Genomic DNA, 21580 nt, shown 5'->3' with positions numbered 1-21580 from the left:
GCGGCGGCGCAGCCTGCCGCGGCGGTGCCGCTTCATCATGCCCCGGCGTCCCGCCGGAATGCAGCCGTCCTACGGAAGATCGGCCTCCGGTGTGAGGAGGGTCACGGGGACTCGCCCGTGGCGGACAGCTCCCGGTCGAGGACGCGGGCCAGCTCGGGGCGGGCGCGCCCGCCCCGCCGCACCGCCTGGGCCATGTCCATGCTCAGCAGGGCGGAGCGGCCGCGCAGCGTGAGGGTCATCAGGTGGTTGCCGAACCACGGGCCGCCGGTGCACTCCCAGGCGGGCGCGGGCCGCCGGGTGCGGCCGTGCCGGGCGAGCACCCGGCCGAGCCGCCGGGCGGCGCCGCTCCAACTGAAGCGGAAGCCCGCCCGCATGACCGCCGGGATGCTGTTGTGCATGGGCGAGCAGGTCAGTTGCAGCACCCGGCTGCGCGGGGCGGGGGTGGAGGCGGATCCCGTGACGGGCACGGGCGGGGCGTCGTCCCCCGCCGGGCCACCGCCACCCGGCGCGGCCGTGCCGGAGGCCGGCGTCGCGGGGCCCTGGCGGGGCGTCTCCGGCGCCGCGTGCTCCGGTCCGGCGGGCTCCGCGACATAGGCGTGATGCACGTCGCCGGAGAGCACGCAGACCGTCGCCGGTGCGGCCTCGGCCCGGGCCGCCTCGTCGATCAGCTCGGTCAGCTCGTCGAACGAGCGCGGGAAGGCGGCCCAGTGCTCCAGGTCGGCGGCGCGCCGCACCTTCTCGCCCCAGCGGGCCCAGCGCGGGCCGCGGGAACCGGCGCACAGCGCGGCGTTCCAGCCCTCGGCGTCGTGCACGGCGGGCGGCAGCAGCCAGGGCAGCGAGGAGCCGATCAGCAGATGGTCGCAGTCCCCGGCCAGCACCTGCTTGCGCAGCCAGGCCATCTCGTCCTCGTCGACCATCGCCCGCCGGTCCTCCTCCAGGACCCGGGCCGCCCGGGTGTCCACCATCACCAGCCGCACCCGGCCGAAGTCGCGACGGAAGCTCCAGCGCACGGCCCGCGGGTCGGCGTCGGCGCGCGCGGCGAAGTCCCGGAGCACCGCGGTGCCGTCACCGGCCTCCCGCACGGCGGCGAACACCGGGTCCTCGGCGAGCTCGCCGGGGGAGAGGTTACCCAGGTGCTGGTAGACCCAGTAGGAGGTGAGGCCGCCCAGGATGCGCTCCCGCCACCAGCCGGTCGCGCGCATGTCCCGCTGCCACGCCGCGCTGGTGTTCCAGTCGTCGATCACGTCGTGGTCGTCGAAGATCATCATGCTGGGCACCGTGGAGAGCAGCCAGCGCACCTCGGGAGCCAGCCAGGACTCGTAGTACAGGTCGGTGTACTCCTCGTAGTCCGCGACCTGGTTCCAGGGCGGCTCCTTCAGGCTGCGGCGCCGCCCCAGCCGCTCCCGCACGGCCGGGGAGGTCTCGTCCGCGTACACCTGGTCCCCCAGGAGCAGCAGGGCGTCCGGCACCTCGCCGCCCCCGGCGGCCCGCCGGGCCAGTGCGCCCAGCGCGTCCGGCCCGACGGGATCGTGGAAGGGCCCGGCCGGGGGCGCGGCCCAGCGGCAGGAGCCGAAGGCGAGCCGGACGGCGCCCGCGCCGTCCGGCTGCCGGGTGCGGATCACACTGGGCGGCAGGCCGGCGCCGTCGTGCGGCCACACCTCGCGGCCGTCCAGCAGCACGCTGTACGGCGTCTCGGTGCCGGGCTCCAGGCCGACCACCGTGATCAGGGCGTAGTGGTGCCCGGCGACCTGCCAGGTGCGGGCGCTGCCGCCCGCCCCCCGGCCGTCGCCGCAGCGGACCTCCGCCTCGCAGGGGCCGTCGGTCTCCACCCACACGGTGGCGGTGTCCTCGTCGACGTAGCGCAGCAGTGGTCCCAGGCGCAGTCCGGGCATCCGGTCCTCCCTCCGTCCCCCGCAACCGTAGGGAACGACGGGGGGCGACCGGTAGTTTCCGGCGGGGCTTGCCGCGGCTCCCGGCGGTACGGGCCCGTACCGCCGGGAGCCGGAGCCGGGCGCCGCGGGCGCGGCAGGCCGCTCAGCAGCCGCTCAGCACGTCGTCGAGCGCGGCCTCCTCCGCCGGGTCGACGGACAGGCCGTAGCTGTGCTTCACCCAGACCCACATGCGGGCGTACGTGCAGTGGTACGCGCCGCGCGGCGGCAGCCACTCGGCGGGGTCCCGGTCGCCCTTGGACTGGTTGACGTTGTCGGTCACGGCGATGAGCTGGGCGATGTCCAGGTCGTTCGCGAAGTCCTCCCGGTGAGAGGTGGACCAGTCGTCCGCCCCCGAACGCCACGCCTCGGCGAGCGGCACCATGTGGTCGACGTCCAGGTCGGACGCCTGGTACCAGGTCGCGCCGTCGTACGCGCTGTACCAGCTCCCGCTGGTGGGGTAGCAGTCGCCGCCGGTCTGCACCCCGGAGCCGTCGCGCTCCAGCACCACCTCGCGGGTGTTGCAGTTGTCGCCCTGGGAGCTCCAGTGCGGGAACTTGTCGCGGTCGTACCCGGTCATCGAGCCCTCGGCGGCGACCGTGAGCCCGGCCAGCAGGGAGCGGGCCTGGGAGGCGCCGGGCGGGGTGGGCGGGGCCGCCTGGGCCGGGCCGGGCGTCAGCAGGCCGGCGGCGAGCGAGAGCAGTGCGGCGCCGGCGGCGGCGGCCGTGGTGCGGCGGAGGCGGGTGCCGGTGCGGGCGGTGTTCCGGGGGGTGGCGGCGCGACGCGCGTAGAGCGTGCCCTTGCGTATGCCGTGCATACGAACTCCCTCTGGGGTGGGGGGACATGAGGGGACCATCGTCGGCGCGCCGGGTGGCCTCCCGGCGGGCGACAGATGACAGCCTGGCGACATGTTCACGTCACGACAACCCCTCCGGGAGGGGTTCCGCCGCGTGGCCGGGTCCCGGCTCCCGTTCCCCTCCGGCCGGGCCCGGCTCCCGGCGGGCAGGCCGCCGCTCGGGAGCCGGGCACCGGAGCCCCGTGGTGCCGGGGCGCCGGTGGGCACGGATCTAGCCGGTCACGGTGATGTCCGACGCGGGGTCGGTCACGTCGGTGATCTCGTACGTGGCGCTGAAGTCCGAGGTGTCGGCGCTGGTCGGGCAGCCGAACCCGCCGACGACGTCGACCGGGACGGAGGCGCCCGAGAAGGCCAGCTCGGACGGGGACCCGTTGGTCCAGGTGCCGCCGACCGCGGCGGGCCCGTCGGGTGCCGCGGTGACGGTGCAACTGGCCAGGCCGCTCGTCTTCACCACGACCCCGCCGCTGGGCACGGTCAGGGTGGCGGTGGCGGGCGACCCGTGCTGGACGGAGACGCCCCAGGTGCCGCTCGTGGTGACGGTGGCCCAGACCCCCGGCATGCTGGTCGAGCACGAGCTGTAGCCGGGGGCGTTGATGGCGCTGTCCACCGGCCCCGCCGGGTTGGTGTTGCCGGGTGCCTCGGGCACCTGGTTGTGCCCGTCGGTGCCCGTGGGGGAGGTGGGCAGCGAACCGGACACCGTGCAGGTCACCGTGACCGGGCCCGCGGTGAAGGTGGCGTTGCCGGTCAGCTCCGCCGCGAAGTAGTGCCCGGCGGGCCCGACGGTCGTGGAGCCCGCCGACGCGGCCGGTGCGGCCGCCGCGGCGCCGGCCCCGGCGACCGCCAGTGCGGCGGCGGCCGCGGAGGCGCCTGCGGGGAGGAGCACACGGGAGGCTAAGGAGCGAGGTGTCACGCTTCCTCCTTGGTGAGGTGGGGGTTGTGGGATCGGGGAGACGGCGGTGGGGGCGCCGTCGGCTGCCAGCCGAAGAGAAGACCACCGCCGATGACACCGGCGACCGTCCCGATCAGGAAGCCGCCGAGATTCGACAGCACCAGGGCCGACGCGGCGATCAGTGCCGCGAGCACCCCGGCGAGGGAGCGGAGGTGGGGCGCGAACCAGGAGGTCAGCCCGAGCACCACGAGGACGGCTCCCAGGAGCACGGACGCGGCGCCCGCGACGCCCTGGTGGAGCATGACCTGCAGCGGGGCCAGGGGGATGACCGCGATCTCCACGCCTGCGGCGGCGGTGACCAGCCCTCCCCAGAAGGGCCGGCTCCGGCGCCAGCGCCGCCACCTCAGAAGCATTCGTGCCGGCCCTTGGAGACCTTCATGTGCAGGCCCGAGAGGGTGAAGGTGCCGGCGTTGGTCGCCCACGCCACCTGCCGGAGGTTCTCGATCTCCAGCGAGTCGGCCTGCTGGGCGAACGCGTCCTGCATCCCGCGGGCCTTGTCGGGCCCCTTGTCCAGCGTGGAGGCGTCGCGGCCGATCTCGATCTGCCGGAACGAGGCGTCGCCCGAGAGCTGGTTGGCGTCCACGAAGAGGTCGGTGGCCTCCGCCGGCCTGCCGCCGCCTCCCGCGGAGAGCTTCAGCGAGATGTCGCCGAGGAGGGGCAGGGTGGTGACGACCGACTGGCACAGGTCGTGCAGCTTCGCCTCGCGGATGCCGGTCACCGCGACCGGCAGCAGCTCGTCGCGGGCGTTGACGTCCACGCTTCCGTACTGGGCGAAGCCGGTTCCGGTGAGCCGGTCCGCGGAGACCTTGAACTGCTGGCCGGACACGGCGAACGACGCGGCCAGCGCGCCCTGGGCCAGGGCGACGGCCAGCGCGCCGGTGACGGCGAAGCCCGGTACGCACAGGGCGGCGAACCGGCGCCATCGGACCCGGCCGGTCACGGGTCTGTCCTGTCTCTCCTGATCGTCCTTCATCACACACCTCCGGCTGCCCCGCGCTCCCGCGGGGCGGGGCCCTCGACGGCGGACAGTTGCGATTCGGTGCTGGAGCGGTGCTGGAGCGTGCTGAACGGTGCTGAAGCAGTGCTGGAGCGGTGCTGAACGGTGCTGGAGCAGTGCTGAAGCCCTGCCGAGCGGGGCGTACGGCGGCGCGGCGGCGTCCCACGCCGTCCACCGGCGCCCGGGGGATCCGCGCGGTATTAGTGAACATGTCAATACCGGCGAGTAGTTGAGACCGTAAGTAAGCCAGTCCCCACTGGCAAGGTCTGTGACAGACGCCTTTCGGCCATTCGGGGCGGCCGCCGCCACGTACCGCGCCGGCCGGGCGGCGGGCTCCGGCGCGCCCCGCGAGGACCCGGCCCCGGCTCTAGGGTGGGCGGGTGCTCGCCGCCGACGCCCTGCTGCCCGTGAACGCCACCCTCGGGTTCGTGCTCGCCGGGCTGCTGCTCGCCGCCATGGCGGTGGCCGCGCGCGCCGGGCTGGTGCACGACGACGGCCGCGGTCACGCCCGGTCCGTGGCCCTCGCCGGAGTGCGCGCCACGGTCCAGCTCGCCGCCGTCTCCCTGGTGATCGGCTGGGTGGTGGGGGCGGTGCCCACCCTGCTGGGCTTCGTGCTGCTCATGTACGCCGTGGCCGTCCGGACCGCGGGCCGCCGGATCACGGCCAACCACACCTGGTGGTGGGCCGCGGTCCCCCTCGCGGCCGGCGTGCTGCCGGTGCTGCTGACGCTGCTGGCGACCGGGCTGGTCACCCTGGACGGCCTGGTGCTGGTGCCGGTGGCGGGCATCCTGATCGGCGGCGCCCTCACCGCGACCGTGCTCGCGGGTCGCCGGGCCCTGGAGGAGCTCCGCACCCGGCGCGGCGAGGTGGAGGCCGCGCTGGCGCTGGGCCTGCCGGACCGCGAGGCGCGGATGGAGATCATCCGGCCGCGGGCCGCGGGCGCGCTGCTGCCCGGGCTGGACCAGACCCGGACCGTGGGACTGGTCACCCTGCCCGGCGCCTTCGTCGGGATGCTGCTCGGCGGGGCCTCGCCGCTGCTGGCCGGGGCGGTGCAGCTGTTCGTGCTGGTGGCGCTGGTCTGCGTCCAGACGGTGGCGGTGGCGGTGGTGCTGGAGCTGGTCTCGCGGGGCCGGATGTATCGCGTACGCTGGGACGCGACTGAGGGGGAGTAGCCCTTCGCCGGACCGTCGACACACTGGGCAGCCCGCCTGCCCCGGCGCCCGGAGCGCGTGCGGCCTCGCGGTGCACGCGCCGGCGAGACCTTCGGCCGCAGTGTCCGCCTGCCGTGACGCTGCCGGGCCGAAGTGTGCACTCCCGGCCCGGTGGCCGCGGCCCGATCGTGGAGAACGGTGTTCCGTGCCCGACCTGACCACCGCCGCCGTCGCCTTCGGCGTCGTCTTCCTCGCCGAGCTGCCCGACAAGACCGCGCTCGCCGGGCTGGTGCTCGGCACCCGCTACCGGGCGTCCTACGTCCTCGCAGGCGTGGCCGCGGCGTTCACGCTGCACGTCGTGCTGGCCGTCGCCGCCGGCAGCGTGCTCACGCTGCTGCCGCACCGCGTGGTGGACGCCGTCACCGGCGCCCTCTTCCTCACCGGGGCGGTGCTGCTGCTCCGCGGCCACGGCGAGGACGAGGGGGACGCCGCCCGGACGCCGGGCGGGCAGTCCTTCTGGAGGGTGGCGGGCGCCGGCTTCTCACTGATCCTGGTCGCCGAGTTCGGCGACCTCACGCAGATCATGACGGCCAATCTGGCCGCCCGGTACGACGCCCCGCTGGCGGTCGGCGCGGGGGCGTTGCTCGCCCTGTGGGCGGTGGCGGCCCTCGGCGTCCTGGGCGGGCGCACCCTGCTGCGGCGGGTGCCGCTGCGCCTGGTCACGCGGGTGGCGGCGGGGGTGATGCTGGCGCTGGGCGCCTTCAGCCTCTACGAGGCCGTCACGGGGTGACCCGCCGCCGCGCCCGGCAGGTCCCCCGGCCGGGCGCCCGGCAGGGGCGGGCGTCCGGCCGGCCCGTACGGGGGCAGCCCCGGCCGTCGCCCCGGGCCCGCCGGGTCGGCCGTGGCCAGGGCGTACGCCGCCCGCCGGCCCGGGGAGGGCCGGCGTGTGCTCCGGTGCGTATCCCGCCGCGGGGCCCGGAGCTCCGGCGCGCTGTCCGTGCCCGGGTGACGCCGTCCGCGCGTCCCGGCCCCTTCCGCAGCGCGGCACGGCCTGCCCGGTACGCCGGAGGTGACGCCCGGCCGCGCGCAGGGCGCCACCGTGAGTCCGGAAGGGCGCGGTGCGGGAACCGGTACGCCGGCGCACCCCGCTCCGGCCCCGCTCCGGCCCCGCGTCGGCGGGGCGCTCGCGGCAGCGGGGCGCTCAGCCCGGCAGGTGCAGCGTGCAGCCGCCGTCCGGGCCGGGCTCCAGTCGCAGGCCGCGCAGGTCGGGCACGGCCACGGTCGGCCCGTACGCCGCCGCGCGCGGCCCGACCCCGACGACCCGCATGCCCGCGGCCAGCGCCGCGGCGATCCCGGCCGCGGAGTCCTCGAAGGCGAGACAGTCGCCCGGGGCGTGCCCCAGCTCCGCGGCGCCCTTGAGGAACCCCTCCGGGTCCGGCTTGCTGGCGCTCACGCACTCCGCGGTGACGCGCACCCGGGGCACCGGAAGTCCGGCGGCGCCCATCCGCGCGTCGGCCAGCCCGGCGTCGGCCGAGGTCACCAGCGCATGCGGTACCCCGGAGCCGGAGAGCGAGGCCAGCAGCGCCGCCGCGCCCGGGATCGGCACCACCCCGTCGACGTCGGTCTTCTCGCGGGCGAGCAGCACCGCGTTCTCCGCGTGGTTGACCTCCGCGGGGCGGTCGGGGAAGAGGTCGGCCATCGTGGCGTGCCCCTGCCGTCCGTGGGCGATCGTCAGCACCCGCTCGGGGTCGAGGCCCTTCTCCCGCGCCCAGTCGGTCCACACCCGCCGTACCACGGCGTCGGAGTCGACCAGGGTCCCGTCCATGTCCAGCAGGAGGGCGCGGGCGGCGAGCGGGGTGGTGGGCATGGCGAGGGCTCCCTGGGGCTCCGGCGGCGACGGCGGGCGGACGGCGGACGGACGCGAGACGTGCACCGGGCGGAGGCCGGCAGGTCCCGGGCGGATGCCGGGGGCCCGGCGGCTGCCGGGAGGTGCCCCGGCGGTCACGGTGGGTCGTGGCGGACATGGGCGGAAAGGGACACAAGGCGGCTCCGCCCGCCGGTCGGGGACGCCCCGCTCGTCAGGTGGCGGGACTCGGGCGGAACCACTTTGTTCCTCGACGATACAAAAAACCCGCGCACCACGCCACCCCTTCGCCCGTCGTCCGTGCGCCGCCCGCCGGTCCCCGCCCCGGCCGCCGGGGTGCGCACCGCTCAGGCCGCCAGCGGCGCCGGCGGCTCCCGGTCACCTCTCCGCTCGCGCCGGCCCTGTCGCGGGAACTCATCTTCCGAGCCGCCGATCTCCTCGTTCAGCTCGTGCACCAGCTCCGACAGCTCCCGCGGCCGGTCGGGGGTCCACCAGTCGCCCAGCAGCTCGGCGAGCGAGGCCTCCCGGGCGTCGTCCAACCGCTCCGCGGCCCGCCGCCCCTCCGCGGTGAGCACCAGCGACAGCCCGTCACGCTCGGCCAGACCGTGCTCCTCGAGCTGCCGCGCCGCGTCGAAGAGCAGCGGGCGCGGCAGGGTGCCCCGGTCCGCGAGCAGCGCCGGCTCGACCCTCCCGCGGTGCAGCAGACGCAGCAGCAACCAGCAGGCCGCCGGCCGCAGCTCCAGGCCCGCCCGGGCCGCGATGCGCGCGTACAGGTCCCGGCGTCCGCCGCGGGTGGAGAGCAGCGAGAGCGCCCGGCCCACCTCCTCCGCGGAGGACCGCTCCACGGGGTTCGCGGGGAGCGTCTCACTGGCCTCCGGGGTACGGACGCTGGCACGCAGCGGCTCCTCACGGAGGAACCAGGAGACGGCGAAGGCCAGTGCCACCACCGGCGCGGCGTAGAGGAAGACGTCCGTGATCGCTGAGGAGTAGGCGCCGAGCACCGGCTCCCGCAGCGCCGGCGGCAGGGCGGTCACCGAGCGCTGGTCGTGCTGGAGCGCCTCGGCCGTCACGCCCGGTGGCAGGTCCCGCCCGGTCAGCACCGCCGTCAGCTCGTCGCTCAGCCGCCCGGCGAAGACGGTGCCGAAGACCGCGGCGCCGAAGGCCGCGCCGATCGAGCGGAAGAAGCTGGCACCGGAGGTGGCCGCGCCCAGGTGGGCGTAGTCGACGGCGTTCTGCACCGCCAGCACCAGCACCTGGAGGACCAGGCCCAGGCCGAGCCCGAAGACGGTGAAGTACACCCCGGCCACCGCCGCCGGGGTGTCCGGTTCCAGCCGGTGCAGCAGCAACAGGCCCACGGTGGTGACGCCGGTGCCCAGCACGGGGAAGACCTTCCACCGGCCGGTCCGGGTGACCAGGCGGCCGGAGACGGTGGAGGAGACGAGCAACCCGGCGATCATCGGCAGCAGGTGCACGCCCGACGTGGTCGGGGTGACCCCCTGCACCACCTGCAGGAAGGTCGGGAGATAGGTCAGCACGCCGAACATCGCGAAGCCGACCACGAAGCCGATCACCGAGCAGAGCGTGAAGGTGCGGACGCGGAAGAGCTCCAGCGGCACCACCGGCTCCGTCGCCCGCCGCTCCACCCGCAGGAACCAGGCCAGGAGCACCGCGGCCACGGCCGCGAGCAGTAGCGTCTGCGGCGAGAGCCAGGGCCAGCGGGTGCCGCCCAGGGAGGCCAGCAGCACCAGGCAGACTGCCACCGAGGCGACCAGCACGATGCCCGGGTAGTCGATGCGGTGCCGGTGCGGCCGGGCGGGGAGGTGCAGGGCCACGGCGACGACGAGCAGTGCCACCGCACCGATCGGCAGGTTGACGTAGAAGACCCAGCGCCAGTCCAGATGCTGGGTGAAGAAGCCGCCGAGCAGTGGCCCCAGCACGCTGCTCGCCCCGAAGACGGCGCCGAAGAGGCCCTGGTAGCGACCGCGTTCCCGGGGCGGCACCAGATCGCCCACCACCGCCATGGAGAGCACCATCAGCCCGCCGCCGCCGAGGCCCTGCAGCGCCCGGTAGGCGATCAGTTGCGGCATGTCCTGGGCGGCGCCGCAGAGCGCGGAGCCGAGCAGGAAGAGCACGATCGCGGCCTGGTAGAGGCGCTTGCGCCCGTACTGGTCGCCGAGCTTGCCCCACAGCGGGGTCACGGCCGTCGCGGCCAGCAGGTAGGCGGTGACGACCCAGGAGAGCTGGTCGAGTCCGCCGAGTTCGCTCACGATCGTGGGCAGGGCGGTGGCGACGATCGTCTGGTCCAGGGCGGCCAGCAGCATGCCCAGCAGCAGGGCGCCGAGCGCCGGCCAGAAGGCGCGCGGGTGCGGCGTGTCCTCGCTGCCCGGTTCCCCGGGTGCCGCGCCGTGCGCGGCCTGCGCCGTCATGGGCCCACCTCGCTCCGGTCGGACGGGCGACACCTCCATGGTCGCTGCTGCCCGCCGGGGCTGTCCTGCCGGGCACGGGCGGTGGGGGTGGGGCGCCCCGGCCCCCACCGCCCGTGCCGCCGTCAGCCGTCCTTCGGGCCCGCCTGCTGCACCACCTCGAAGGACCAGACCGTCGACCCGCCGGCGGCGGGCCGCCCGCCGCCCTGGTGGGCCTCCTTCATCGGGCCTTCCATCCAGGACTGGAAGGACTCCTCGTCCCGCCAGCGGGTGTAGACCAGGTACTGGTCGGTGCCCTCCAGCGGGCGGAGGAGCTCGAACCACTCGAAGCCGTCGGCGCTCTCCACCAGGCCGGCCCGGGAGCCGAAACGCTGCTCCAGGGTCTCCCGCTGCTCCGCCGGCACGGTCAGGACGTTGATCTTCACTACGCTCATGCGCCCATCCTGCCGTACGCGGAAGAATCTTCGGATTCGGTGTCAACCGAAAGCGGTACCTGCGCAACTCTCCCTGCGACGGAGTGTTCCGCGTACACGGGGACGGGTGAACCGATGGCTGACGGGGCCATGATCGCGGCCTCCGTGGCGGTCGTCGGTGGCGCCTCCCTGCTGGCGGTGACCGCACGGGGGTTCAAACGCAAGGACAACCTGCCCTGCCTGGAGGGCTGGGCGCTGGCGGACCGCAGCCTGGGCACGACCTGGACCTGGCTGCTGCTCGGCGGCACGGTCTTCACCGCGTACACCTTCACGGCGGTGCCGGGGCTGGCCTACGGCACCGGGGCGTCGGCCTTCTTCGCCCTGCCCTACACCGTGCTGGTCTGCCCGCTGGCGTTCGTGCTGCTGCCCCGGCTCTGGGACGTCTGCCGGCGGCACGGCTACGTCACTCTGGGCGACTTCGTGCGCGGGCGCTACGGCTCCGGTTCGCTGGCGCTGGTGGTGGCGCTCACCGGGATTCTCGCCACGATGCCCTATCTGGCGCTCCAGCTCCTGGGGATCCGGGCCGTGCTGACCGCCGGCGGCCTCTACCCCGGAGGTGTCACCGGGCACACGGTGATGATCGTCCTCTTCGCCGGGCTCGCGCTGTCCACCTATCACCACGGGTTGCGCACGCCCACGGTGATCTCGGCGCTGAAGGGTGTGGTGATCTTCTCCTCGGTGCTGGCGGCCGTGGTCTTCGTGCTGGTCCAGCTCGGCGGGCCGGGACGGATGTTCGCCGATGCGACGGACCGGCTGGTGGAGCTGGGCGGCTCCGCCTCGCTCAGTCTGGAGCCGGCTCAGCACGGCGCCTACGCCACGCTCGCGGTGGGCTCGGCACTGGCGCTCTTCATGTACCCGCACGTGTCCACGGCGGCCCTGGCCGCCGACAGCCGGGACACGCTGCGCCGGGTGTCGGTCATGCTGCCGGCCTGGACCGCGGTGCTGGGGCTGTTCGCGCTGCTGGGCATCGCCGCGCTGGCGGTCGGGATCCGCACCCCGGCCGGGAACGCCGAGGCCGCCGTTCCGCTGCTGGTGCACGACCTGATGCCGGCGGCGCTGGCGGGGCTGGTCTTCGGCGCGCTGACCCTGGGGGCGCTGGTGCCGGCCGCGGTGATGTCCATCGCCGCGGCCACGGTTTTCGTCCGCAACGTCTATGTGGAGTACTTCGACCCGACCGCCACGCCCAAGCGGCAGGTGCGCATCGCGCAGCTCGTGTCGCTGACGGCGAAGGCGGGAGCGATCGCCTTCGTCTTCGGGCTGCAGAACCAGGCGGCCATCAACCTGCAGTTCCTGGGCGGGGTGTGGATCCTGCAGATCTTCCCGGCGGTGGTCGTCGGTCTCTACACTCCGTGGCTGCATCCGCGGGCGCTGCTGGCCGGCTGGGCGGTGGGCATGTGCGCCGGCACCGCCATGGTGGTGGGCGCCGGTTATTCCTCCATTGTCCCTTTCGAGGTCGGCGGACGTCACCTTGAGGTCTACGCGGGACTCGCAGCCGTTCTTCTCAATTTCCTTGTGTCGACAGCGCTTTCTGCGATATTTGATTTCTCGGGAGTGCCGCGTGGGACCGACGCGACCACGCTGCCATCTGGTTTAAATATCAAGCATCGCCTACGGGGAGCGAATCGCTCATGAAGCCATCCAGGCCGGATGCACGTCCTGCAATGTTTCAGGCAGCGCGACCGTCGCCCGACGATGGCGACGGGATTCAGGCGAACGGGCTCCGGCCGGGACTGGGAGAAGAAACTCGCGAGTCAGCTCTTGCCAAACTCTTCGAAGAGCAGTATACGCACATGCTCCGGCTGGCCGCCCTGCTCGGCGCCGACGATCCCGAGAACATCGTCGCCGAGGCCTTCTATCAGATCTACCGTAAATGGCGGAAGCTGCGCTCCGTCGACAGCGCGGAGGCCTATCTGCGGTCGGTCGTCTGCAATCTCACCCGCATGCGGATACGCCACCTGCAGGTGGCGCGCAAGAACGTGGAGACCCGGGTCGAGTTCGTGGCCTCCGCGGAGAGCTCGGCGCTGCTGCGGGACGACCAGCGAGCTCTGTTATCCGCCCTCCGGCGGCTGCCCACCCGGCAGCGCGAGGCGCTCGTGCTACGACACTGGCTCGGGCTGAAGGAGGGCGAGATCGCGGCGACGATGGGCATATCGGCGGGATCGGTCAAGACCCACACCTCCCGAGGCATCGCCGCCCTGACCGAGGCGATGGAGGCACGACGATGAGCAGATCACCCAGCGCGGGACAGCAACTCCGCGAGGTGTTAGAGGCGGTGGCCGACAACGTACCAGCCGCCTACGACTCCTACCACAGCGCCCTCGGTGGCTGGCGGCGGCGGGAACGCCGCCGGCGGCTGGTGCTCGCGGTCCTCATACTCGTCGTCTTCGTGGTGGCGGTGGCCGCCGGGCTCTGGGTGCTCAACCGCTCGGCGCCGTCCGGGCACACCGTCATCTACAGCGTGGCCCTGGCGCCGGCGGCCGGCGGTCCGGCCGCCGGGTAGCCGGGGCCCGGTCCGCCCGCCCAGCCCGTCCGTGCGGCCGTGCCCCGCCCGGGGGACGCGGCCGTACGCGCGGGTACGGGCGTCGCGCGGGGAAACCCGCGGTGAGCGGCGGACGGCCCCGGAGTGCCGCCCGGACGACGTCCGGGACCGGGGTGAGATTCCGGAGATTCGCTGTCAACCGAAACCACGGCCGCGGCAACTCCCAGGTAGGCGCACATCTTCCACGCACGTTGTCCGCCCGGACGGCGGCGACCGGCCCCACGCCGGCCCATGACCGGGTGTATTCCGGGATGGCAGCGGCGGTGCCGTGCGCCCTGACCACCGGACCGACCACGAGAGCGAAGGGGCCTGGCAATCAACTTTCAGTAAATAACTGCTGCACGGGGAGAATGCATTGCTGATCGACATACTGGGGCCCCTGCGGATACGACACGGTGACGTGTCCGTCGACGTCCCCGGAGAGAAACTCAGAGCCATCATCGCGACCCTGGCGCTCAGCCCGGGCGAGGTCGTCTCGGGCGCGAAGCTCCTGGATGAGCTCTGGGGCGAGAACCCGCCACGGACCGCCGCCAACACGCTGCAGGGGCACATCGCCCGGCTGCGCCGCACGCTGGTGCAGCAGACCCGGAGCCCGTACGCCCGCGAGGCGATACGGACCTCGAGTTCGGGCTACATCCTGGACGTCGACGCGGAGAACATCGACGCGCTCCGCTTCACCCAGATCGTGGAGCATGTCGGTGTCCGGGTCCGTACGGACCCGGAACGCAGCATCGAGCAGCTCACCGGCGCGCTGCGGATGTGGCGCGGCGCCGCGCTCTCGGACGCCGGGCAGGGCATCGCCTGCCGGACGGCCTGTGCGCACCTGGAGGAGATGAAACTCATCGCCAGGGAGCTGCTCATCGAGGCGAAGTCGGCGCTCGGGCTGCACCGCGAGGTGGTGCCGGAGCTGGAGCAGCTGCTCACGCGCTACCCGCTGCGGGAGCGCTTCTGCGAGCAGCTCATGCTGGCGCTCTACCGCTCGGGACGGCAGGCGGACGCCATCAGCGCCTACCACCGGGTGCGCCGGCAGCTCTCCGACGACCTCGGCCTGGAGCCGGGGCCGGGCATGCAGGCGAGGCTCTCGGAGATCCTCCGTCAGGAGCCCAGTCTGCTCGCATGACCCTCGCGCGGTGTGCCGACCGCGTGAGCACCCCCTCTGATGCCGGGCCCGCAGTTGCCATCACTGCTTGCGGGCCCGGCATCCGCCGTCCGCCGGGGCGGCGCGGGGAGATTCGCCGCCAGGCGATCCGGCGAGTCGACCTGGCCGCTGGGCGGCTGTGCCGGAGCCGTCCTGGTCGGTCGACTAACTTAGTCATGTGACTAAGGTAGCGGAGCGACCCCTTCTTGTCACCCCCGGCTTCCCGGTGCCTTCCCCGGTTCCGCGCCCTTCCGGCCCCTTCCGCGGCGCCCGCCGTCGCCCACGCCGGCCGGCCTCCGCGGCGCCCCCCGCCCGGCGCCACCGGCCCGGCCCGCACCGGGAAGCCCGGACGAGCCCCGGGAAGAACGCGAATATGCAGGCCAGGGGGCGTCATCGAGATTTCAGTGCAGTTTCAGGAACCGCTGGAAAGGTATTCTGTGTCACGTTTCGGCCGTGCACCGAAGTCCTTACACGTCAGGGGAGCAAGCGTGGGCAGTACGCCGTTTTCCCGTCCGAATCCGCAACAGCAGACGGGTGCCGCCGGAAGCCCAGGCCACCCGCGCACCTACCACTCCTATGTGAACGGAAAGCAGCTCGAGAGCAGCGAATGGGTCTATGTGCTGCATTCCGAGTCGCTGCTGGACGACGTATTCACCAGCCTGCGGCTCAAGCGGAAACTGGAACAGGGCCGCATGTCCCCGGACGAGCTGCCCGACACCATCGTCGGCAGGGTCGCCAAGGCCGACCGGGAAACCGTGGAACAGGCCCTCAAGGCCGCCGCCGCGGCCGCCCCCGAATGGTGCGCCGTCCCGCTCGACACCCGGCTGAACGCCTTCGCCGAGCGGCTGCACGCCCGGCTCACGGAGAAGGCCCGGGAGATCGCGCAGGTCCTCGTCGAGGAGGGCCACCCGTTGCCGCTGGCCCGCTGGCAGGTCTCCGGCATGCTGGAGGTCTTCGCCCCCGAGTCCGTGGACTTCTACCGCTCCCGCATGCTCCAGGAGTTCCAGCGTGGCGAGCGCCGGCTCCAGGTCCGCCGGCAGCCGGACGGCGTCGTCTGCCTCAACCCGCCGCAGAACGCCCCGCTCTCCAGCGCCATCCTCGGCGCCACCTCCATGATGGCCGGCAACTCGCTGGTCGTACGGGCCCCGCGGAGCGGGCCGCTCGGCGTCATGTACGTCCTCCAGGACATCGTGGCGCCGGTGCTGGAGGAGATCGGCGCGCCGCCCGGCGTGCTCAACGTGGTCTGCGGCGACCCGGCCCCCATGCTGAACGCCTGGCTGGAGAGCCCGGACGTGGACGACATCATCTATTTCGGCAGCAGCGAGATGGGCGTCGAGTTCGAGAAGCGCTGCGTCGAGGCCGGCAAGAAGCCGATTCTGGAGCTCGCCGGAAACGACGTGGTGACCGTCTGGAAGGACGCGGACACCGAACTCGCCGCCGAGGCCCTGATCGAGAGTTTCTACGGCTCCGGCCAGCTCTGCATGATTCCCAACCAGGTGCTGGTGCACCCGGACGCCGCCCCGGCGCTGCTGGAGAATCTCGCCGCCCAGGTGGAGAAGGTGCGCCCCGGCCGCCCGAGCGACCCGGACGTGTTGCTCACGCCCGTGCTCCGGAACGAGAAGTTCTTCAGCTGTCTGGAGGACGCGCTGGGCAAGGGCGCGGAACTCCTCTGCGGCGGCCACGCCATGCAACTGGACGGCACCCGCGACCCGCACGGCATCTTCCTGGAGCCGACCGTCCTGGTGGTCCGCGGAATGGCCGGCGCCCGCGAGATCGAGGCGGTGCGGCACGAGACCTTCTTCCCGCTGCTGCCGGTCATCGTCGCGGAGGACGCCGGCGACGACGAACTGCTGCGGAACTTCACCGAATTCGTCGACTCCAACGCCTACGGGCTGCGCAACTCCCTCTGGGCGCGCGACCCCGGCGTGATCGACCACTTCACGGCCCGCATCCGCGGCGGCGGACTGCTCAAGGTGAACGACTCGCACATCGGCTTCCTGTCCTGCCTGCCCACCCACGGCGGCACCGGGCTGACCGGCGGCGTCTTCGGCGAGGCCAACTACCCCATCCTGCGCACCTCGCACATCCAGGGCGTGAGCATCAGCACCGGCTCCCGCCCGCGCGACGCGGTCTTCGGCGCCTGGCAGGCGCTCGTCGACCAGGGCCTCTAGACCGGCCCGGGGCGGGCCCGCGCAGGCGGCCCGCCCGGGCCGCCGGGCCCCGCGACCGTCCATCACGACCCGCCGCCGGCGGGATGAGGGGAATCATGACTACCGCTGTGACATCCGGCGACGCGCCGGGAGCCCGTCCCGCCGCCGGGACCGGGCCGCACACCCACCCGGACGGGGACGCCGACACGCTCATCCGGCTCTACCGCTCCCACATGAACAAGGGCCGCGCCACCCTCGGCGAGCTCTTCGGCAAGCACGTCGAGCTGGAGTCCCAGGGCGCCTGGGTCACCGGTGAGGAGGGACGCCGGTTCCTCAACTGCGGGGGCTACGGCGTCTTCCTCATGGGCGCCCGGCACCCCGCCGTCGTCCGGCACGTCGAGGAGCAGCTCCACCGGCACCCCGTGGCCACCCGGCTCTTCCTGGAGCCGCAGGCCGCCCGGGCCGCAGAGGCCCTGGTCGCGCACACCCCGCAGGGGCTGGAGCGGGTCCACTGGGCCTGCGGCGGCGCCGAGGCCGTGGAGGCCGCCATCAAGCTCGCCCGTACCCAGGGCCGCGACCGCCTGATCGCCACCCACGAGGGCTACCACGGCAAGACCATGGGGGCGCTCAGCCTCACCGGCAAGGACGTCTTCCAGCAGCCCTTCCGGCCGCTGCTGCCCGACGTCGACCATGTGCCCTACGGCGACGCCGAAGCGCTGGAGGAGCTGCTGCGGACCGTCCCGGGCCGGGGCTGCGTCGTGGTGGAGCCGGTGCAGGGCGAGGCCGGTGTGGTGCTGCCGCCGGACGGCTACCTGCGCGCCGTGCAGCGGCTGTGCCGCGAGTACGACGCCCTCTTCGTGCTGGACGAGATCCAGACCGGCCTGGGCCGGCTGGGGGCCTGGTGGGGCGCCGACCTCGAGGGCGTCACCCCCGACATCCTGCTCACCGGCAAGGGGCTGGGCGGCGGCGTGCTGCCCGTCTCCGCCGTGGTCGCCACCCCGCGGGCGTTCTCCGCCTTCGACAAGGACCCGTACCTGCACACCTCCACCTTCTCCGGCGCGCCCCTGGCGATGGCCGCGGTGCGCGGCGCGCTCGCCGCCGTGGAGGAGGACGACCTGGTGGGCCGGGCCGGCAAGCTCGGCGAGCAGATCCTCCCCGAGATACGCCGCATCGCCCGCGAGCACCTGGGCGAGGTGGTCCGGGAGGTCCGCGGCCGCGGACTGCTCATCGGCCTGGAGTTCACCGAGCCGGGCCTCGCGGGCGAACTGCTCATCGAACTCATCGAGCAGGGCGTGATCGCCAACCACTCCCTCAACTCGCACATGGTGCTGCGCTTCACCCCGCCGGCCGTCCTGGAGCCCGCCGACGTGGAGTTCCTGTGCGAGGCCTTCGACCGTGCCTGTCGCGCGCAGGCAGCCCACTACAACCCGACTCACCGAGGGGGAACCGCAGATGCGTAGCGTTCACGTGGCGCTGGACCTGCCCGGCACCGATCCGGAGACGGCGTTCGACGGGATCCGGGAGTTCGAGCGCTACCCGGACCTGGCCCCCGACGTCCGTTCCGTGGTGGCGCACGACGATTCCAGCGACTGGGAGGTGTACTTCCGCAACGGCATCCTGCGGTGGACCGAGAAGGACACCGAGGACCGGGAGCAGCGGGTCATCACCTTCGCCCAGGACGACGGGGACTTCGAGGACTTCGGCGGGGAGTGGCGGGTCCTGCCCCAGGACGACGGCTGCCGGATCGCCTTCCGTGCCGACTTCGACTTCGGCATCCCGAGCCTCGTCGGCATCCTCGACCCGGTCGCCGAGCGGGTGATCAAGGAGACCATCGCCCGGGTCGTGAAGGGCATGTTCGACGGCGCCCGGGTCGTGGACGACGAACAGCTCACCCGGGCCCTCGCGGCCGCGGGCGTCTGACACCCGCCTACGGGCCTTCACCGGCCGAAAGGGAACGGAACGGATGATGGCGTCTGCGCACCCTCCCGCACCCGTCCTGTGCGGCCTGGGCACCTGGCTGCCCCCGCACGTGGTCACCAACGACGACCTGAGCCGGGAGCTGGACACCTCCGACGAGTGGATACGGAGCCGCACCGGCATCGGCAGGCGGCATGTGGCCGACCCGGGCACCGCCACCTCGGACCTGGCGGTGGAGGCCGGCCGGCGGGCCCTGAAGTCCGCCGGGCTGGACGCGGCGGACACGGTGGTGGTGGCCACCACCACCCCGGACCGGCCGTGCCCCGCCACGGCCCCGCTGGTCGCCTCCGAGCTGGGCCTGGGCACGGTTCCGGCGTTCGACGTCGGAGCCGTCTGCACCGGCTTCCTGTACGCGCTGGCCACCGCGGCCGGCTTCCTGGCGGCCGGCTCCGCCGGCACCGTCCTGGTCATCGGGGCGGACACCTACTCCAGCATCCTCGACCCCGCCGACCGCTCCACCCGGGCGATCTTCGGGGACGGTGCCGGGGCGGTCGTGCTGCGCGCCGGCGACCCGGACGAGCCGGGGGCGCTGGGGCGGGTGGAGCTGGGCAGCGACGGGCGCGGCTGCGACCTCATCACGGTGCCCTCCGGGGGCTCCCGGGACCCGATCCGTGCGGAGACGGCCGACCGGGCCGACCCGTTCTTCCGGATGGAGGGCAAGAAGGTCTTCCGCAACGCCGTGGAACGGATGGCGGAGTCCTCGCAGACCGCGGCGGAACGGCTCGGCTGGGGCGTCGGCGACGTCGACCTGCTCGTCGCCCACCAGGCCAACATCCGCATCATGCACGCGGTGGCCGACCGGCTGTGCCTGCCGCGCTCCCGCTGCCACGTCCATCTGGACCGGGTGGGCAACACGGCCGCCGCCTCCATCCCGCTCGCCCTCGCCGACGCCGCGGCCACCGGGCGCCTCCAGCCCGGCGACCGCATCGTGACCACCGCCTTCGGCGGCGGTCTCACCTGGGGGGCCGCCGCTCTCCGCTGGCCGGACGTCAGCCCGGCCTGACCACCGCACACCCGTCCCGGCGACCGAGACCGGGCCGGACCTTCGACCGAGACATACGGAGTAATGCGATGAGCGATGTGTACGAGCGCTTCGTGGGCCTGCTGAGCGGCTTCGGCATCCAGGCGGACGAGGTGCAGCCCGACAACACCTTCACCCAGCTCGAGTTCGACTCCCTCGCGCTGGTCGAGCTGACCCTCGCCGTCCAGCAGGAGTTCGGCGTCTCCGTCGGGGACGACGAACTCGCGGCCGACGACACCATGACCCAGGCCTCCAAGGTGATCGAGGCCAAGATGGTGAGCGTCTGATGCCCACGGCCGGACCCGCTCGAGCCGAGCCCTTCGACGCCGCCGTCACCGGCATCGGCATGGTGACGGCGGGCGGGGTGGGCACGCCGGCCACCTGGGAACGCGTCCGCGAGGCCGCCGGCACGGCGGCCCGCGAGGTGCCGGAGCTGGCCGGGGTGCCGGTCGGCTTCGGCTGTGTCGTCCCCGGCTTCGACGCCGCCGCGCTGATCGGGCGCCGCAAGGCCTGGCGGCTGGACCGCAGCAACCAGTTCGCCGTCGCGGCCGCCCTGGAGGCCGTGGCCGACGCCGGGCTCGACCCGTCCGGCTGGGACGGCGCCCGGGTCGGCGTCGTGCTGGGCTGCGGCCTCGGCGGCGCGGGAAGCTGGGAGAAGCAGTACGACGTACTGCGGGAGACCGGCCCGCAGAAGGTCTCCCCCATGCTCATCCCCATGCTGGTGCCCAACATGTCGGCCGGCTACGTGGCCATGGAGGTCGGCGCCCGCGGGCCCAACCTCGTCACCGCCACGGCATGCGCCTCCGGCACCACCGCCGTCGGCACCGCCCGCGAGCTGCTGCGCAGCGGGGCCTGCGACGTGGTGATCACCGGGGGCACGGAGTCCTGCGTGGTTCCCTCGATCTCCACCGGCTTCAGCCAGATGGGGGCGCTCTCCGAGCGCCACGACGACCCGGCCGGCGCCTCCCGGCCGTTCGACTCCGGCCGGGACGGCTTCGTGCTCGCCGAGGGCGCCGCCGTGCTGGTCCTGGAGCGGAGCGGGGACGCCGCCGCCCGCGGCGCCCGCGTACGGGCCCGGGTCAGCGGCTACGGCGCCTCGGGGGACGCCCACAACGCCACCGCCCCCGACCCGGAGGGCGCCGGCGCCGAACTGGCCGTACGGGCCGCGCTGGCCGACGCCGGGCTGGAACCCGGCGACATCGACCACGTCAACGCGCACGGCACCTCCACCCCGCTGAACGACATGATGGAGTGCCGGCTGATCCGGCGGGTCCTGGGCGACCGGCCCTCCGTCACCTCCGTGAAGGGGGTGCTCGGCCACGCGCTGGGCGCCGCGGGCGCCATCGAGGCGGCCGTGACGGCGCTGACGCTGGAACACGCCCTGGTGCCGCCGACCGCCAACCTGGACAGCCAGGACCCGGAGATCGACCTCGACGTGGTGGCCAAGGCGCCGCGCGAGGGCGAGGTGCGGGCCGCGGTCAGCAACTCCTTCGGCTTCGGCGGGCAGAACGCGGTGCTGCTGCTCACCCGCGCCTGAGCCAGGGGGCGGGCCGCGCGCCCCGGGCCCGCCCCCGCCCCCCGACGGCCCCGGCCCCCGACCACACCAGCGGTCGGGGGCCGGGGCCGTCGGGCGTTCCCGGCGGTTCGCCGGGCCGGCTGCCGTTGTCGCGAACTCAGCCCACTGCGTCTTGTCGCGGGCTCAGCCCACTGCGTCTTGTCGCGGGCTCAGCCCGCGACGTAGCCCGGGTCGATGCGCTCGCCGGCGATCTCGTCCACCACCTCGGCCATCTTGCCGAACTCCGCCTCCAGGGCGTGGAAGGCGTCCCGGCCCATGTCGGCCTCGAATGCCTGGCGGTCGGTCACACCGATGATCTCGAAGTAGTGGACCGGGGCGTCCGGCTCCACGGACACCCGCTGCACGCTGAACGTGCGCACGCTGGGAAGCTGCGGGCAGGTGGCGTAGTCGACGTCGCGCACCCAGGACTCGAAGCGCTCGCGCTCGGCGATGTCCCGCAGCCGGATCCGGTGGACGATGTACTCCATGTGTGTGCTCCTCGGTGAGTGAAGGACCGGGTCGGAAGCCCGGGAGAGCGGACCGCCGGTGCCGCCGGACG

Annotated in this window: 21 protein-coding genes; 12 read left to right on the top strand and 9 right to left on the bottom strand. The window is 73.8% G+C overall.

Annotated elements, in window-relative coordinates; all coding sequences use genetic code 11:
• Positions 1-101: 101 nt before the first annotated feature.
• From HOY81_RS01720 to HOY81_RS01700, 5 genes are all read right to left on the bottom strand, one after another.
• A complete protein-coding gene (locus tag HOY81_RS01720) occupies positions 102-1892 on the bottom strand; it encodes an alkaline phosphatase D family protein (RefSeq protein ID WP_237317225.1) in 1791 nt (596 codons plus the stop codon).
• Between the two features lie 142 nt (positions 1893-2034).
• Positions 2035-2745 (bottom strand): HNH endonuclease family protein, encoded by a 711-nt coding sequence (locus HOY81_RS01715; protein WP_237317223.1) that lies wholly within the window; start codon positions 2743-2745, stop codon positions 2035-2037.
• Positions 2746-2995: 250 nt separating this feature from the next.
• A complete protein-coding gene (locus HOY81_RS01710) occupies positions 2996-3694 on the bottom strand; it encodes a hypothetical protein (RefSeq protein ID WP_237317221.1) in 699 nt (232 codons plus the stop codon).
• The gene (locus tag HOY81_RS01705) at positions 3691-4086 is read right to left on the bottom strand and encodes a DUF6114 domain-containing protein (RefSeq protein ID WP_237317219.1); all 396 of its coding nucleotides are present in this window, start codon (positions 4084-4086) and stop codon (positions 3691-3693) included. Before HOY81_RS01705 ends, HOY81_RS01710 begins: the two co-directional genes overlap by 4 nt.
• On the bottom strand, positions 4077-4706 hold the full coding sequence (locus HOY81_RS01700) for a DUF6230 family protein (RefSeq protein WP_237317217.1): 630 nt from the start codon (positions 4704-4706) through the stop codon (positions 4077-4079). The genes HOY81_RS01705 and HOY81_RS01700 overlap by 10 nt, the downstream gene beginning before the upstream one ends.
• Before the next feature lie 404 nt (positions 4707-5110).
• Between HOY81_RS01700 and HOY81_RS01695 the strand changes: the two genes are divergently transcribed.
• Together HOY81_RS01695 and HOY81_RS01690 are read left to right on the top strand one after the other, a co-directional pair.
• On the top strand, positions 5111-5902 hold the full coding sequence (locus HOY81_RS01695; RefSeq protein ID WP_308340939.1) for an ABC transporter permease: 792 nt from the start codon (positions 5111-5113) through the stop codon (positions 5900-5902).
• 184 nt (positions 5903-6086) lie between these two features.
• Complete coding sequence (locus HOY81_RS01690; RefSeq protein ID WP_237317215.1) at positions 6087-6671, top strand: TMEM165/GDT1 family protein; 585 nt, start codon at positions 6087-6089, stop codon at positions 6669-6671.
• A 411-nt stretch (positions 6672-7082) separates the two neighbouring features.
• Here the strand turns inward: HOY81_RS01690 and HOY81_RS01685 are convergent, their stop codons facing one another.
• From HOY81_RS01685 to HOY81_RS01675, 3 genes are all read right to left on the bottom strand, one after another.
• Positions 7083-7748: an HAD-IA family hydrolase gene (locus tag HOY81_RS01685; protein ID WP_237317213.1), complete on the bottom strand. Its 666-nt coding sequence runs from the start codon at positions 7746-7748 to the stop codon at positions 7083-7085.
• Positions 7749-8092: 344 nt separating this feature from the next.
• Positions 8093-10171 carry an MDR family MFS transporter gene (locus HOY81_RS01680; RefSeq protein ID WP_237317211.1) on the bottom strand — a complete coding sequence of 693 codons (2079 nt, stop codon included), beginning with the start codon at positions 10169-10171 and terminating at the stop codon, positions 8093-8095.
• Between the two features lie 122 nt (positions 10172-10293).
• Positions 10294-10602 (bottom strand): antibiotic biosynthesis monooxygenase, encoded by a 309-nt coding sequence (locus HOY81_RS01675; protein WP_237317209.1) that lies wholly within the window; start codon positions 10600-10602, stop codon positions 10294-10296.
• A gap of 114 nt (positions 10603-10716) precedes the next feature.
• Here HOY81_RS01675 and HOY81_RS01670 point away from each other — a divergent pair, with 114 nt between their 5' ends.
• The 10 genes from HOY81_RS01670 to HOY81_RS01625 all read left to right on the top strand — a co-directional run bounded on the left by HOY81_RS01670 (position 10717) and on the right by HOY81_RS01625 (position 21003).
• Complete coding sequence (locus tag HOY81_RS01670) at positions 10717-12273, top strand: sodium:solute symporter (protein ID WP_237317207.1); 1557 nt, start codon at positions 10717-10719, stop codon at positions 12271-12273.
• Positions 12270-12866, top strand: a complete 597-nt coding sequence (locus HOY81_RS01665) for a sigma-70 family RNA polymerase sigma factor (RefSeq protein ID WP_237317205.1) — start codon at positions 12270-12272, stop codon at positions 12864-12866. Before HOY81_RS01670 ends, HOY81_RS01665 begins: the two co-directional genes overlap by 4 nt.
• Positions 12863-13141 (top strand): hypothetical protein, encoded by a 279-nt coding sequence (locus HOY81_RS01660; protein WP_237317203.1) that lies wholly within the window; start codon positions 12863-12865, stop codon positions 13139-13141. The genes HOY81_RS01665 and HOY81_RS01660 overlap by 4 nt, the downstream gene beginning before the upstream one ends.
• Positions 13142-13535: 394 nt before the next feature.
• The gene (locus HOY81_RS01655) at positions 13536-14300 is read left to right on the top strand and encodes a BTAD domain-containing putative transcriptional regulator (RefSeq protein WP_237317202.1); all 765 of its coding nucleotides are present in this window, start codon (positions 13536-13538) and stop codon (positions 14298-14300) included.
• Positions 14301-14896: 596 nt separating this feature from the next.
• Complete coding sequence (locus tag HOY81_RS01650; RefSeq protein ID WP_237317200.1) at positions 14897-16489, top strand: aldehyde dehydrogenase; 1593 nt, start codon at positions 14897-14899, stop codon at positions 16487-16489.
• Between the two features lie 95 nt (positions 16490-16584).
• On the top strand, positions 16585-17928 hold the full coding sequence (locus HOY81_RS01645) for an aspartate aminotransferase family protein (RefSeq protein ID WP_237317198.1): 1344 nt from the start codon (positions 16585-16587) through the stop codon (positions 17926-17928).
• Positions 17921-18388, top strand: a complete 468-nt coding sequence (locus HOY81_RS01640) for a type II toxin-antitoxin system RatA family toxin (protein WP_237317196.1) — start codon at positions 17921-17923, stop codon at positions 18386-18388. The genes HOY81_RS01645 and HOY81_RS01640 overlap by 8 nt, the downstream gene beginning before the upstream one ends.
• 46 nt (positions 18389-18434) lie before the next feature.
• Complete coding sequence (locus tag HOY81_RS01635) at positions 18435-19448, top strand: beta-ketoacyl-ACP synthase III (protein ID WP_237317195.1); 1014 nt, start codon at positions 18435-18437, stop codon at positions 19446-19448.
• A gap of 68 nt (positions 19449-19516) precedes the next feature.
• A complete protein-coding gene (locus tag HOY81_RS01630; protein WP_237317193.1) occupies positions 19517-19753 on the top strand; it encodes an acyl carrier protein in 237 nt (78 codons plus the stop codon).
• Entirely contained in the window at positions 19753-21003 is a 1251-nt protein-coding gene (locus tag HOY81_RS01625) for a beta-ketoacyl-[acyl-carrier-protein] synthase family protein (RefSeq protein WP_237317191.1), read from the top strand. The genes HOY81_RS01630 and HOY81_RS01625 overlap by 1 nt, the downstream gene beginning before the upstream one ends.
• Positions 21004-21191: 188 nt before the next feature.
• On the opposite strand, the gene HOY81_RS01620 is transcribed toward HOY81_RS01625, so the two are convergent.
• A complete protein-coding gene (locus tag HOY81_RS01620) occupies positions 21192-21509 on the bottom strand; it encodes a RedY protein (RefSeq protein ID WP_237317189.1) in 318 nt (105 codons plus the stop codon).
• Positions 21510-21580: the final 71 nt, after the last annotated feature.

Source organism: Streptomyces sp. JJ36 (assembly GCF_021696945.1).
Classification (GTDB): domain Bacteria; phylum Actinomycetota; class Actinomycetes; order Streptomycetales; family Streptomycetaceae; genus Streptomyces.
The sequence above is the reverse complement of the archived record's forward strand: the minus strand, read 5'-3'. Positions and strand labels throughout refer to the sequence as shown.